Annotated in this window: 12 protein-coding genes; 2 read left to right on the top strand and 10 right to left on the bottom strand. The window is 43.0% G+C overall.

The annotated features are described in order from the left end of the window. The first annotated feature begins 339 nt into the window (after positions 1-339). On the top strand, positions 340-678 hold the full coding sequence (locus NSQ57_RS08530; protein WP_029516656.1) for a helix-turn-helix transcriptional regulator: 339 nt from the start codon (positions 340-342) through the stop codon (positions 676-678). Between the two features lie 992 nt (positions 679-1670). Here NSQ57_RS08530 and NSQ57_RS08525 read toward each other — a convergent pair. The 7 genes from NSQ57_RS08525 to NSQ57_RS08495 all read right to left on the bottom strand — a co-directional run bounded on the left by NSQ57_RS08525 (position 1671) and on the right by NSQ57_RS08495 (position 9387). Next, positions 1671-2810 (bottom strand): 5-methyltetrahydropteroyltriglutamate--homocysteine S-methyltransferase, encoded by a 1140-nt coding sequence (locus NSQ57_RS08525; RefSeq protein ID WP_029516654.1) that lies wholly within the window; start codon positions 2808-2810, stop codon positions 1671-1673. Positions 2811-2933: 123 nt separating this feature from the next. After that, on the bottom strand, positions 2934-3836 hold the full coding sequence (locus NSQ57_RS08520) for a LysR family transcriptional regulator (protein WP_340955037.1): 903 nt from the start codon (positions 3834-3836) through the stop codon (positions 2934-2936). A gap of 179 nt (positions 3837-4015) precedes the next feature. After that, positions 4016-5425 carry a glycoside hydrolase family 1 protein gene (locus tag NSQ57_RS08515; protein ID WP_342425909.1) on the bottom strand — a complete coding sequence of 470 codons (1410 nt, stop codon included), beginning with the start codon at positions 5423-5425 and terminating at the stop codon, positions 4016-4018. Between the two features lie 74 nt (positions 5426-5499). Further along, positions 5500-7380, bottom strand: coding sequence for a beta-glucoside-specific PTS transporter subunit IIABC (locus NSQ57_RS08510; RefSeq protein ID WP_029516651.1), 1881 nt, complete (start codon positions 7378-7380; stop codon positions 5500-5502). A gap of 183 nt (positions 7381-7563) precedes the next feature. Further along, positions 7564-8421, bottom strand: a complete 858-nt coding sequence (locus NSQ57_RS08505) for a PRD domain-containing protein (protein WP_029516650.1) — start codon at positions 8419-8421, stop codon at positions 7564-7566. A gap of 247 nt (positions 8422-8668) precedes the next feature. Next, positions 8669-9004 (bottom strand): carboxymuconolactone decarboxylase family protein, encoded by a 336-nt coding sequence (locus NSQ57_RS08500; protein WP_029516649.1) that lies wholly within the window; start codon positions 9002-9004, stop codon positions 8669-8671. Next, positions 9001-9387 (bottom strand): tautomerase family protein, encoded by a 387-nt coding sequence (locus tag NSQ57_RS08495; RefSeq protein WP_029516648.1) that lies wholly within the window; start codon positions 9385-9387, stop codon positions 9001-9003. The genes NSQ57_RS08500 and NSQ57_RS08495 overlap by 4 nt, the downstream gene beginning before the upstream one ends. Before the next feature lie 111 nt (positions 9388-9498). On the opposite strand from NSQ57_RS08495, the gene NSQ57_RS08490 reads away from it, so the two are divergent. Beyond that, complete coding sequence (locus tag NSQ57_RS08490) at positions 9499-10374, top strand: LysR family transcriptional regulator (RefSeq protein WP_029516647.1); 876 nt, start codon at positions 9499-9501, stop codon at positions 10372-10374. Positions 10375-10527: 153 nt separating this feature from the next. Here NSQ57_RS08490 and NSQ57_RS08485 read toward each other — a convergent pair whose 3' ends face one another. From NSQ57_RS08485 to NSQ57_RS08475, 3 genes are all read right to left on the bottom strand, one after another. Beyond that, entirely contained in the window at positions 10528-12456 is a 1929-nt protein-coding gene (locus NSQ57_RS08485; RefSeq protein ID WP_029516646.1) for a fructose-specific PTS transporter subunit EIIC, read from the bottom strand. A gap of 67 nt (positions 12457-12523) precedes the next feature. Then, complete coding sequence (pfkB, locus tag NSQ57_RS08480) at positions 12524-13435, bottom strand: 1-phosphofructokinase (RefSeq protein WP_029516645.1); 912 nt, start codon at positions 13433-13435, stop codon at positions 12524-12526. A 2-nt stretch (positions 13436-13437) separates the two neighbouring features. Continuing rightward, positions 13438-14184 (bottom strand): DeoR/GlpR family DNA-binding transcription regulator, encoded by a 747-nt coding sequence (locus NSQ57_RS08475; protein ID WP_029516644.1) that lies wholly within the window; start codon positions 14182-14184, stop codon positions 13438-13440. Positions 14185-14591: the final 407 nt, after the last annotated feature.

Here is a 14591-nt window from a genome sequence, read left to right as displayed (position 1 = left end):
TTTTAACATGGAAGTTAACGCCCAGTCACATAGGATAATGCAGCATTGGACTTGATTGTGCTTGTACAGGATTTGGGCTAGTTTCATGTGGTATTGAGATAGAGTGTGGAAATCGGTTATTGAATTATGTAGGTGTTGTGAGGGTCTGGACGGTTGAGGGGGACTTGGAATAAAGGTAGAAGGGCTTCTTTCATATCTATTCCTCCAGAGAATTTCAATATTAGTCTTATTATACTCCAAAATAATACTTATAGATATTATTATTATTTATTATATTCATTATTCAATGTTTTCGTTTGGATATCTTGTCTACACTTTTAGAATAGTGAGGTGTAGACGATGGAAGATAAAGAAGTTCTTAAATTAGTGGGTGCCAGAATACGTGCTTTGCGAAAAGAAAAAGGATTGTCTCAGGAGTCGCTTGGGGAAAAAGGTGGATTCCATTTTTCATACATAGGGCAGATTGAGCGTGGAGAAAAAAACGTATCTTTAATAAATATAGCTAAAATTGCTAATGCACTGGATGTTAATTTGATTCAGCTTTTTGCTTATGTAAATGAGGATATTAAGGTTACAAAACATGAAACTGATATACAAGAAATCGTAAAAATACTCCAAAAATCGAGTCCAGAGAAAGTACGCTTGGCGAGGAATGTGATACGGGAGATTACAAAATAAAAGGATTTTTTAGCAAAAATAAAGGAGCCACCTTTAGTTAACAAGGCAGTTCCTATTGCACTATTGTTTTACGTAAGTTCAATACCCTATCGAACATTAAAATAACATATATATATCCAGTATTATCTTAATTTCAAGTTTCTTATATAAAAGCGCGAACCGAATCGAATACGAAATTGCAAAGGATTTCCCGCCATTATGAAATTATTGGCTTCTAGGTAGTTTCTTGCGGTCATTCAATTTAAATTTCCTTTTTACCCTTTTTGTGGGCAATACCATACGAACATTTTTTAGCTTCGTTTTTCTTTGAGCACTATTTGTAATAAGGTTGACTGTAAAGTTCACGAAACCGCGTTGGATGTTAAGTGTTTTAAAACCAACTCTTCTGCAATTATTGCATAGATTACCATTAATATTCCAGATCCAACATCCACTGAAGTTATAATTAGGAACATGTATGGGGAAACTACCTGACCACACAAGATTTCTTGATACGCTCTCAGCGTAATAATATATTGTTCTATCCCCTACGTTGCCAGTAACAACTTCCCTCGTTTGACCAGGCGCCAAACGGTACCAGGTAGACAATATACCAGTTTGTCCCACAAAGACAAACCCACACCTACTCGCGTGATAGAAAATGGCTACCTGTACGGTAGAATTGGTGCTGTTTCGAAAATAAAGACTCATTTTTTTGTCACTCCCTCTTAATACCATTCTACAATCCATTGTATGCAAGAGTTGTAAATAGGAAGTGGACAAACATAAAAGAGTCTTAGCCTTTTTTAGGATACTCAGAGATTATGCTTTTTTAGAGTTTCCCGCCATCAGTTTGGCGAAACCATATGACCATGTTGTTAATGTTATAGAATTCAATCAAAAGAAAACCACCACCTAATCTTGTAAAGATCAAAAAACACGTCCATATATGACGTGTTTTTCAATAAAATATCTTTAACTAATAGAACCTTTTAAATATCCTAAACCAAACCTTACTTCCAAATCTCGTCCGCAATCTCTTTAATGAAAGCAAGCTTTTTCCACTGCTGCTCTTCTGTCAGAATATTGCCCTCTTCTGTCGAAGCAAAGCCGCATTGTGGGCTGAGGCAGATGTGGTTGATGTCGACGAATTGAGTCGCTTCCTTAATGCGATTAATGACCGTCTGCTTGTCTTCCAGTTCACCCGTTTTGGAGGAAACGAGACCCAGTACGACCTGCTTTTGATCTTTCAGATGCTTAAGCGGTGTGAAATCGCCTGCACGGTCGGTATCGAATTCGAGATAGTAGCCGTCGATGTTGTCGATGCCGAACAGGGTTTCGGCTACAGGCTCATAGCCGCCAGAAGATGCCCAGGTGGAATGGTAGTTACCACGGCATACATGGGTCGTAACGACCAAATCGGCTGGAAGATCCTTCACCGTTTCCTGATTCACACGGGCGAACAGCTTTTTGGTATCTTCCACATTTTCACCCGCATGCTGTCTAGCTTCCCAATAGTTTTTATCACAGAGCATACCCCATGTGCAATCATCCAGTTGCAAGCTGCGGCAACCCTCATTGTACAACGCTTGAATCACGGATTTGTAGGCTTTGGCGATATCCGTCACCAGTTCATCCAGATTGCTGTAATACGTATCGGTTGTTTCTTTATTCTCTCCGCGCAATAGCTCGGCCAGGAACTGTGCAGGTGCCGGGATCGTTTGGCGTGCGATCGCATCCTCACCTGCTACTTGCTTCAGGAATTTGAAATCTTCAATGAAAGGATGACGGGAATGTCCGATTTTACCGGACAAGCGTGCAGTTTCCGCTCTTGTTTCCACACCTTGGAATTGGTAGCCGTTCAAAAGCTGTACCTTTTCCACACCGTCCAGACCCCACATAAAATCAAGATGCCACCAGGAGCGTCTGAATTCACCGTCCGTCACGGCTTGAAGTCCTACGGATTTTTGCTTTTCCACTAGCTTGATAATTTCGTTATCTTCAATCTTTCTCAGCTCGTCCGCAGAGATTTCATTATTTTGAAATTGAATTCTGGCGTCTTTAATCGCTTGCGGGCGCAAAAAGCTGCCGACCATATCATGTCTAAAAGGGGTCACTTTACGTTGGGATGCATTATCAAGGATGCTGCTCATTAGGGTTATCTCCTTTTTCGCTTCTATAGTGAAGTTCTTGTAAGAAAGATAACATACATTTTCAGTTATAAGGTAACTCCAATAAACTATAGCTAGTTATAGCCTAGGGCTATACCCAACTTTTTATTCCCCTATCGCCTCATGCAGCGCTTCTACATAGACAGTGGCCAGCTTGGAGAGCGCAGCATTTTTATGGCAAATCCATCCCACATTAATAGACTCATCACATTCCAGAGGGACGGAAATAATGTCGTTACCGTTCAGATCGGCACTGATCACTCCGGTAGAAATGGTATAGCCGTTCAACCCAATGAGCAGATTAAAAAGGGTCGCCCGGTCATGGACGCGAATGCTTTTGGGATGCGATAACGTACTGAGAATCTCCTCGGAAAAGTGAAAGGAATTGTACTCCCCTTGCTCAAAGGAAAGATATGGATAAGGATAAAGCTGGTCAATGGTCACGATAGACTGTCGGGATAGCGGATTATTGGCACTGATAAAAATATGTGGCTTGGCCGTAAACAGGCTGTTGAATTGTAGATTCGCATCTTTTAGCAGCTTGTTAATGACCTTGGCGTTAAATTCGTTCAGATACAGGATTCCGATCTCACTGCGCAGGCTTTTGACATCCTGTATGATTTCATGGGTTTTGGTCTCTCGCAAAGCCAATTCATACTCTTCTTGACCATATTGATTCACCAGATTCACAAATGCATTTACGGCAAAAGCGTAATGCTGCGTGGACACAGCAAAATGCTGTGGTGTAGGCTTGGCATCCAGATAGCGACTTTCCAGCAGCTCCGCCTGCTCAACGACCTGACGTGCATAACCGAGGAATTCCACGCCTTCCTTGGACAAAGAAATCCCCTTATTGGTACGCTCAAAAATGGTGATATGAATTTCTTCCTCCAGATCACGAATCGCGTTCGACAGACTGGGCTGGGAAATGAACAACCGCTTTGCCGCCTCATTCATGGAACCGCGATTGGCAACCTCAATGACGTATTTTAATTGTTGTAAGGTCAATGCATGATGTCCTTTCCGTTTGTGTTTCTTCTATTATATAATACATAATCACACTTCTAAGAAAAGGTATAGTCGTTACTTAAATGAGAACAGCCTCTCTCCCTAAGGTTTAAAAATATAAACACCTCCCTAAATGGAAATCTTCCTTCCAGGGAGGTGCTCTAGTTACGATGCTTTAATTAACGAATTTCACCATTCGTGGAGATCAGCTTTTGATACCAATAAAAGCTTTGTTTACGAATACGACGCAGATCCTTGAGATCAAACTCCTCACGATCCACATAGATAAACCCGTAACGCTTGCTGGAGCCCTGGTGGGTACTCACCAGATCAATTGCAGACCACGGACAGAAGCCGAACACTTCTACACCGTCTGTAATAGCCAGTTGAATCTGCTCGATATGTTTCTTGAAAAAGTCAATACGATAAGAGTCTTTCACTAGATCCCCTTCTTCAAGCTTGTCAAAAGCGCCCAAGCCATTCTCTGTCACAATCAAAGGCAAGTGGTAGCGAGAATAAATTTGGCGTAACGTGGATCTAAAACCGACCGGATCAATCTCCCAACCAAACTCCGTCGTTTGCAGGTTGGGGTTGACGGAACCTCGATATGCTCCGGGTTCACCCACAATTTCGTGCTGATCTCCTGTATGTGAAAAATCATTCCCGTCATCTAAACTTTCTCCTACGGTTTGAGAGGTATAATAATTAAATGCGATAAAGTCCGGGTTCCCCTTCGCTAATATATCCATATCCCCTTCTTCAATGACAGGCTCATAGCCTTTCTCGACCAAATAGCTCCAGGCAATATGATTGTATCGGCCAAACACAGCCATATCCAGATAGAGCCAGTTGCGAATGGCTGCATAGTTGTCCGCCGCCAGCGTATCTTCAGGCTTGGAACTGGCTGGATAGATAACCCCAATATTCGGTGCTGGTCCAATTTTCGCGTCAGGCAGCATCTCGTGGCACAATACCATCGCCTTCGCCTGTGCGACTAACATATGATGATTTTGTTGGTACAGTACCTTTTGCGGATTTTCCAGACTTGTATCTAATGTGCCAATAGAACCGGGATGGAGAATCAGCATGTTCTGCTCATTAATGGTTAACCAATATTTCACCCTGTCTCCAAAGTTCTCAAACAATGTTTTGGCATACTGTTCGAAGGCATCAATCGTCTCCCTTTTCGACCAACCGCCTTGTTGTTCAAGAGCATAAGGCAGATCAAAATGATACATGGTAACAATCGGTTCAATCCCGTATTTAATTAGTTCGTCAATTAATAAGCTGTAAAACGCGATTCCCTTCTGATTCACTTCACCTGCCCCCAGGGGATAAATACGTGTCCAAGCAATCGAGAAACGATATGCTTTAAAGCCCATTTCAGCCATCAGAGCTACGTCTTCTTTGAACATATGGTAATGATCACTGGTTACCTTAAAATCAGTGACTCCTTCAATGTGGTTAGCCATGTCAATCACAGAGGGGCCTTTTCCATCTTCGTCCCATGCACCCTCTACTTGATAAGCGGAAGTTGAACCTCCCCAGAAAAAATTTTCAGGAAATGCCTTCAATTGATTATGTTTCATGCTATAGTCCCTCCAGTTATCGTTATATCCTTCTGATTTTGCAATTCATGAATGTGATGATAGGCTTTCCTGTATCACACAACCAACGTTAGCAATACTTCATTTTTTTGAATTTGCTCCTGATTTGTCTCAAACACATCCACTTTATTTTTTGTAAGCGTGACGATGACAGGGGTCACGATTTCGTATCCTGCTTCAATAATCTGCTCTCTGTCAAACTGGATTAGCAAATCGCCTTGTTTCACGCTGTCGCCTTCTTTAACCACTGGATTAAAATGCTTCCCTTTCAGCGCAACGGTGTTAATTCCGATATGAATTAATATCTCCGTACCCGCCTTTGAAGTCAAGCCGATGGCGTGTCCTGTGGGAAACAGCGAGGTTACAACTCCATCTATAGGCGCTACGACCTCACCGACAGACGGCTCAATGGCTAAGCCTTTTCCCATCGCCCCTGTAGAAAATGCCGAATCATTCACTTGGCTCAATGGTATCGTCTTGCCTGTGATCGGGCTGTAGATCGTTTCTTTCTTGATGTCAACAGCCTTGGTTGCTGTAACAACAGGTTCTGGTTCTGCTGTTTTCACGGATTCAACTGTTTCTGGGGTCTCCTCCTTCACCTTGCTTTCATACCCAAAAATAAGGGTTAGTGCGGTTGCTGCCGCGAATGAGCAGGCAATGGCAATCACGTATAACAAGGTTGGCGTATACACTGGAATCGCAAAAATGTTGTGAAACACATACGCCGTCATTTTCACTCCAAAATGTCCATTGATGGCACCGCCTAGAGCACCTGCGATAATGACAATCGGAATGACACGTTTATAGCGAAGCACCAGACCATACACAATCGGCTCTGTCACACCAGCCAGCAATCCTGTAATACTCGTGGAACCGGCAAGAGTTCTAAGTGTTTTATCTTTTCTCGCCTTCAGGAAGATACCAAATGCGACCCCAATTTGAGCAAATACAGCTGCTGCAGCCATCGCCTCAATCGGATCACCGCCAACACCGATATTTTGAATCGTGATCGGGGTAAAACCCCAGTGAAGTCCGAAGACGACCATAAAGGTCATAAAACCGCCAAGAACAATCCCTGACAAAATGCCACTTACACCGATTAACCATGTCACACCTGAAGAAATCCAATCTCCTACCCCTGTACCGAAAGGTCCAAAAGCCATCGCAGATAGCGGAACCATAATCATTAAAGCCAGCATCGGAACTAAAAATAGCTGTAAATCCTTAAGAATGATCTTCTTCAAAAACTTATCTACCAACGCATAGATGCTAATGGATATAAAAATCGGGAAAACACTGGCGGAGTAGTTCATCATGACCACCGGTATTCCTAAAAACGATACATCAGAGCCTTTGTCCATCAGCCCCGTAAAGTTGGGTTCCATGAGAGCCGCACCGATCACACCAGCTACATAAGGATTCGCCTTCAGCTTTATACCAAGCGTAATCCCTAGTAAAATCGGCAAGAAGTAAAACACAGCATTCCCTGCAGCAGACAGGATCATATAAGTATCACTTGTTGCAGACATCCATCCTAGCAAGGTCAAAACCGTCAGGAGTGCTTTTATCATTCCCGAGCCCGCCATCGCTGGAATCAATGGGGAGAAACTACCGGAAATGACTTCAAAGATTGTGGATATGACCGATGTTTTTTTCCCACTGGATTCACTGGCTGCAGGGGAATTCGATCCAAAATCCCTGTTTTTCATGATCTCTGCATATACATAGGCAACATGGCTGCCAATAACAACTTGGAATTGTCCTCCGCTTTCAACAACGGTAATGATTCCCTCATGCTTCTCAAGCGCTTCTCTTTCGGCTTTTCGTGAATCCTTCAGGTCAAATCGGAGTCGTGTAGCACAATGGACAAGTCCATTGATATTTTCTTCTCCTCCAACGAGACGTACGATGTCTTCGCCCATTTTCTTATGATCCATGTTCATTCTCCTCTTGGGCAGATTGCATGGAAACAAAAAAATACCTAAACGAAAGGCCTGTATGATCAAAGAAAATGATCACTGCCATTCATTTAGGTATCGCCTGCTTAACCAGTAACAATCCTTATATTTAAGTTGTGAGCCTACTATAAATCACTTAGAAATCGTTTGCAAGCTTTTTTTCTAAGAACTAGCTATATCATTTCTGGAGGTTACACGCTGTATATGAATCGTCAAATACACTTTTTCATCAATCGACATAGCACTTTCATGCTTTAACTCTAAATATTGATTGATTAATTGGGTGCATTGAAAAGCCTTCTCGTATTTATCTTTGACTTGGTCATACAAGAAATTATCCCCTGAAGCTAGTTGTTCTTGTTCATTGCTCAGCAATCGTTGGGCAAAGTACTGCAAATGAGTAATAAAACGGGAATAATTGAACGAAGTTTCATCCAGTGTAATCTCGTAGTAATCGGTTACAATGTTGAAAATGTCATCAATAATCTCGGTAATCTCAACCGTTTGTTTCATTCCCTGACCGTCTTGTCTTGCATTTACAAAATGCATAGCAATAAAGCTTGCTTCATGCTCATCCATTTGGATGCCAAATTGAGCATGGATGATGTCCAATGCGTTCATTCCGATCATAAATTCTTTTTTGTAAAATTTTTTAATTTGCCATAACAGTGAATTTTTAAGTCCTACGGATTTTCTGTATCGAGAGATGGCAAATTGAATATGGTCAATCAGAGAAATATAGATATTGTCACTAAAAATATCTCCCATTTCCTTTTTTGCGCTGCCTACAATTTCATCCGCCACCTTTAAATACTCTACAGATGTTTCCCCAATAAGATCTATTAATTTTTGTGGAATTTTATCGGACTTTAATACAAAGGTTTTTTCTATTTTGTCTTCATCGACCCTCTGGCCATTTTTCTTTTTAAAGCCTAGACCATTCCCTATGACAACAAATTCATGACCCACCTGATTTTCGACTCGGATAACATTGTTGTTAAAAATTTGCCGGATGATCATTTATCTGCTCACCTCATTGATGTAATGACAAAGTTTGTAATAACAAAAAAAAAACCAAATAACGACTAAATCAATTAGTCATTATTTGGGTATCGCCTGCTCACCAGTAACAATCCCGAAGGGCACTTCACCCCTCATTCAATTACTCTTACTATACCGCTTTCAATGCAGAATAACAATACAATCATGCCAAAAAACCGCCAAACACTCGGAATCCTTTGTGCTTAGCAGTTTTTTAGGTTCATGCTTAACTTTCTTGCTCTTTGCAAAACACCTCTTTGGCAACCTGAATGGCTGAGGCTGCCCGGGGCCATCCTACATAAAAGGCAAGCTGTGTAATGACTTCAACCAGTTCTTCCTCCGAAATCCCGTTTTCCTTGGCCAGGTTCAGATGATAAGGAAGTTGATTCACATGCTCACCCGCTACCAGAGCGGCAACTGTAATGAGACTCCGTTCCCTTAGAGATAGCTCACCTCTTCTCCATACATCTCCAAAAAGGACATCCTCCGTATAACCTACAAAAGCGGGAGCAAAATCACCGATCGTTTCCCGAACACTCGATCTAATCAATTTATGCTTCATACAATCATCTGGGCAAGTCCATTGCCAAAGGACCAATCCTCTAATTCAGTCTCTACCAGTGTCACAAAAACATCCTCCGGTCGGACTTTACATTCAATAGAGATGAGTTCGGCTAATCTTTGGTAAAAATCCTTTTTTTGTTCCGTAGTTCTACCCGATCCCATCGTAATTTGGATGTACAGCAGCTTGTCTGTTCTGGATACATTCAAATAATCGGGACTATAATAAAACTCGCTTTGCTTATGAGCATGAAAAGCCTGAAAGTAATCTTTTTCCGGAACCTGAAAATGTTCGATCAAAGCATTCATGATACAGCAGCTAATGTCAGACAGCTCTTGCTCTGTGTATTGTTGCTCCATGTAGCCAACTCGTACAAATGGCATGTTCATCTCTCCTATCCGTTGGGATAAGATGATTGTACTCCTCTTACTTTCATCTGTATAATTGAAAATAATCATAAATATATTCAATTTCATCGATGGAGATGAGCAAGCGTGGATCTGAAAGAATTAACTACATTTCGTACCATAATCGAAGAAGGAACGTTTTCAAAAGCTGCTGTCAAATTAAACTACGCTCAGTCTACAGTCACGAACCAAATCCAGAGGCTTGAAAAAGAGCTGGGATTTCAACTTTTTAAAAGGGGTTGGGATGCGGAGTTAACGTCCCCGGGCAAACTATATGCCGAGGAGATAGACGGACTTATTCAGCATTGGAATTTTGTAATGGACCAGGCGAAGTCGCTGAAAAAGGAGGAGATCGGCACGCTCCATATCGGTGTGCTTGAAACGGTAGCGGCTACCTTACTCCCCTTGGCTCTGCAGCAGTTTCGAGAGCATAAACCGAATATTACATGTCATTTTACAGTTGGAAACACGGATGCACTCGCACATGCTTTGGTGGATGGTAAGCTGGATTTTGCTATCTCTGGGGAACCTCACTCCATTCCTTCTTTACACTTTGAATCCATATTTCACGAACACATCGCCTTTATTGTGTCCCGTAATCATCCCTTCGCGGCAAAAAGTGAGCTTCAGCTCGAAGATCTGTACGCGTATCCGCTTATCGTCGGAGGTAAGAACTGCTTGTACCATATACGACTGGAGAAAGAGCTTTCACACTTCCCGTCGATGCCGTTTTTTTATACTGTCAGTCAAATCTCGTCGATCCCCACGTTCGTAAAAACGATTCCTTCAGTTGGAGTGGTTCTATCGTCAATGCCTTTGCCGGAGGAACTGGTCACCGTCCCCCTCCAGTTAACAGACCCTAATATTGCCGTTGGACTATTACAAAACAACCATCACCAGCAGTATATGTCTTCGGCCCGAAAGCTATTTATACAGCTGGTTAAGGAGCTTTGCAGGCTATAGCATCTATGAGAGACTACTAATAAGTTATATCATCTTTGCATAAAGAAAAAGCCGCTAAACACTCAGAAACCTGGTGTTTAGCGGCTTTACTATTTTGAAGGCCTAAGAAAATGTGGCCCTCTCTTTATTTTTATACTCTTGTTGTCATACCTGTTATTTCGCTTCAAGCGGTTTTTTCCACAGTCCCAGAATGAGCGCGGAAATTACGGAACCAATCACCACTGCAAGCAAGAACAGCAAAGCATGATTGGCAAGAGCTGCTACAAAAATTCCGCCATGTGGAGCTGGAAGATTGATTTGCCAGAACTGCGTCAGACCACCAGCAATCGCTGAACCTACAATACAAGAGGTTAAGACACGCAGAGGATCAGCAGCTGCGAATGGAATGGCTCCTTCCGTAATGAAGGACAATCCAAGTACATAGTTCGTCAAGCCAGACTTGCGCTCTTGCTCAGTAAACTTATTTTTGAAGAACGTCGAAGCTAATGCGATTGCCAGCGGAGGTACCATGCCGCCCGCCATAACAGCCGCCATCATAGCTCCGTTCGTGTTACCACTGGAAGTAAAGACACCGATCGAAAATGCGTAAGCTGCCTTGTTGAAAGGTCCACCCATGTCAATCGACATCATTCCGCCCAGGATCAGACCCAAAATAACTGCATTACCTGTTCCTAAATTGTTCAGAACGTTGACAAGCCACGTATTAATACCACCGAAAATTGGATCAAACAGGTAGAACATAATCGCGCCTGTAATTAGGAGTCCGAATACCGGGTATAACAAGATTGGTTTTAAACCATCCAGCGTTTTTGGTAGACCTGCAAAAGCTTTACGCAGGAAGATCACCACATAACCAGCCAGAAAACCTGCTGCCAGACCGCCAAGGAAACCTGCATTGGAGTTTACAGCCATCAGACCCCCAACCATACCTGGCATCAGTGCCGGGCGGTCTCCAATACTCATCGCGATAAATCCGGCCAGTATCGGAATCAGGAAGTGGAACGCACCTGTTCCGCCGCCAATCGTTTGTAACAGTTGGAAGAATACATTATCTTCTCCCGCTACCTGTTCAATCAAGAAGGAAATGGCTAGCAAGATCCCCCCGCCTACAACGAATGGTAGCATATGAGAAATACCGTTCATTAAATCCTTGTAGATTTTGCTGCCTACGCTGCTCTTCTCCGCTTTCGACTCTTCAGCGCTGCCTTTACCTTCACTACGATAAATTGGCGCATCGCCGTTCAGCGCTTTGCGGATCAGTTCCTCAGATTTACGAATACCGTCACTTACCGGTCTTTGTAATACAGGTTTACCGTCAAATCTGGCCATTTCAACCTTCTTGTCAGCTGCGACGATTACTCCTTTGGCACGACGAATTTCATCCGCTGTCAGTACGTTTTGTGCGCCTTCCGAGCCATTCGTCTCTACACGGATATTTACACCCATTTCTTTCGCTTTCTTAATAAGAGCATCTTCAGCCATAAACGTGTGTGCAATGCCTGTAGGACAAGCGGTCACTGCAACCACAAACTCGTCAGAATTCGGATTGCCAACGATAACGTCTGGCGTTTGCTGCGCTTTGGCTGCCTCTTTCTTAGCCTCTTTTGCTTTTTTGGCAGCTTCTTCTTCCGCCTGCTTGGTATCAAACAACACAGATACTTCATCCGGTGTTTGCGTTTTCATAAGGTTCCCGATAAAATCGGTATCAATTAAGAGCCGGGAAAGGGCTGCCAATGTGCGAAGATGCGTATTTGCTGCTCCCTCTGGAGCCGCAATCATAAAGAACACTTTTGCCGGCTCACCGTCCAACGATTCGAATTCTACGCCTTTACTGCTTTTGGCGAAAACGACAGTCGCTTCATTCACAGCTTTGGTCTTGGCATGCGGCATCGCAATGCCGCCGCCGATTCCAGTGCTGGACTCTGCTTCACGTTTGTAAATCATTTCTTTAAACAAGGCACGGTCATTAATACGTCCACTTGCTTCAAGGCTAGCAATGAGTTCCTCAATCGCTTCGTCTTTTGTCGTCGCCTGCAGGTCCATGATCATCGTTTCTTTAATCATCAGGTCTGTTATTCTCATTTTTCACACTCTCCTAAGTTCGGTCAGCGTGTCGATACACGCATAATAAGCTCATGATGCAGCCGGATTACCGTTTTGAAATCGTGACTTGCGGCCGTAATTGTTCAATTTTCTCTCTAGTAGCCAGATCATCGGAAAACGCAGTTGCGCTTCCGGATGCCACTCCTGCACGGAATGCTTCGATCGGATCGCCATGAAGAGCCAGCGTACCCACGAATCCAGCAATCATTGAATCACCTGCGCCTACAGAATTTTTAACCGTTCCTGCTGGTACATTTGCGTGATACACTTCATCTGCCGTAATGAACAAAGCCCCTTCTCCTGCCATGGAAATCAGTACATTTTTTGCACCTGCTTCCAGCAGCTTACGACCGTAAGTGACGATCTCCTCCTTTGAATGAATAGTTACGCCAAACAACTCAGCCAACTCGTGGTGATTTGGCTTGATGAGCAGCGGTTTATGAACCAGTGCTTTCATCAGCGCCTCACCTGTGGTGTCGATGACGAATTCAGCCCCAGTTTGCTGGCATACGCTAATCAGCCGATCATAGAAGTCTCCTCCAAGTGACGGCGGGATACTTCCCGACAAGACGACAATGTCATTTTTCTGGAGTGCGGCCAGCTTTTGCACCAACGCATCGGCCTCTTGCTCACGAATCACAGGTCCCAAACCGTTAATTTCCGTTTCATCGCCATGCTTGAGTTTAATGTTAATCCGTGTGTCATCTTCGATCATTACAAAATCAGTTTTAATGGATTCTTCCCGCAATGTATCGTCGATAAACCTGCCTGTGAATCCTCCTAGAAAGCCGATCGCCGTGCTATCTGCTCCCAGCTGGTTTAGTACACGTGATACATTAATTCCTTTACCACCTGGCAATTTCAAATCACGTTTCATCCGGTTCAAATCACCAAGCTTCAAATCGTCAACTTCCACGATATAATCAATGGAAGGGTTCAGCGTTACTGTATATATCATTGTTATCCCTCGATTATCTTAGTTTTCTGAGCGATGGATCGGCGTGAGCGTTCTGGCATCGATTCGGTAATAAGTATAGCTTCCTTGAGCTCGAACAGTTTGGCGAAGGTTACTTCTCCAATTTTGCTGGAATCGGCCAACACATACGTTTTGCCTGACAACTGATGGGCTCGCCGCTTGATTAGCGCCTCTTCAGGATCAGGAGTCGTATACCCCATTTCCATATCCACCCCGTTCGTTCCTAGAAAGCACTTGTCGAATCGAAAATTGTCCAAATTTTGTAGGGCAATACTGCCAATTACGGCTTTGGTATGAATTTTCATCATCCCTCCCAGTAGATAGCTTCTGATTCTTTTACTTACCAGTGCTTCTACGTGGGATAGACCATTCGTCACGACCGTCACGTCTTTAGCTTCAATGTAAGGAATCATCGCCATCGTTGTTGTTCCCGCATCCAGATAAATACATTCGCCATCCAAAATTTCTTTGGCTGCCATGCGGGCGACTGCGTTTTTTTGTTGAACGTTTTTGAATGTTTTTTCTTCCATGCCAGGTTCCTGACTTTTCTGATTCAGTAAGGTTGCCCCACCATGAATCCGTTTTAGCAACTGACGGCCCTCAAGATCTATCAAATCGCGCCGAATTGTTGATTCAGAAGCTCCCAACAGATCAGCCAATTCCTGCAACTTTACAACACCACGTTCTTGTAAGCGCTGTATTATTAACTTGTATCTTTCCTCCGTCAGCATCTTCATTCCCCCAACTGTTTATATCGTACCACAAACCTGATAAAAAACAATCATTTTTCTCCAAAAAGATTCAAAAAAATTCATTCCAACTTCATTTTTTTACAAAATGGTGAATTCCCGCTCTAATCGACATGATTGCGTTTACATTTTAAAGAAAATTCATCTACTTTTATGTAAATTCATTCTTCTTACATAGGAATTCAGCAGTAAACGTTCAAAAACGTTCTAAAGCTTCCATCAGTACTATTTTACCATTATGCGCACAATTCGTCCCAATTTCCCTGAAACCTCATTCAGCTCATACGTAACCATTCCTGATGAGCATTAGGCACCTGTGTACACTAGCGCTGTATTTTAAAATAACAAGAGCCATGACTGCGTGCATACCGCATTCATGGCTCACCTTG

This window comes from Paenibacillus sp. FSL L8-0502 (genome assembly GCF_038593055.1).
GTDB lineage: Bacteria > Bacillota > Bacilli > Paenibacillales > Paenibacillaceae > Paenibacillus > Paenibacillus polymyxa_D.
The sequence above is the reverse complement of the archived record's forward strand: the minus strand, read 5'-3'. Positions and strand labels throughout refer to the sequence as shown.